This window comes from Bacillus sp. SIMBA_008 (assembly GCF_046535495.1).
GTDB classification, from domain to species: domain Bacteria; phylum Bacillota; class Bacilli; order Bacillales; family Bacillaceae; genus Bacillus; species Bacillus subtilis.
In genome coordinates this window covers 1-239 of the sequence record NZ_JAWRWL010001190.1, presented here as the reverse complement: position 1 = coordinate 239, position 239 = coordinate 1, and the positions used below count along the sequence as shown (strand labels likewise).

General features: G+C 35.6%; 1 protein-coding gene. It reads left to right on the top strand.

Annotated elements, in window-relative coordinates:
- Positions 1-239: ester cyclase (locus SB658_RS27220; protein WP_410603655.1), on the top strand; the 239-nt coding region annotated here is incomplete at both ends.

Here is a 239-nt window from a genome sequence, read left to right as displayed (position 1 = left end):
CGATAATACATTGCCGAAAGGGCGACCACAAGGCACTGAAGGATTAAAGTTTGCGGCACAAAATTTTCGTAAAGTCGTTCCTAATATACATTGCGAGATTGAAGATTTATTAGTCGTCGGTGATAAAGTAACAGCTCGTCTTTCTTTTACAGGAACGCATAATGATAAGAAAATTAATTTTTTTGCAATTGATATTTTACATGTGAAAGAAGGAAAGATAACGGAAGACTGGCATTTAG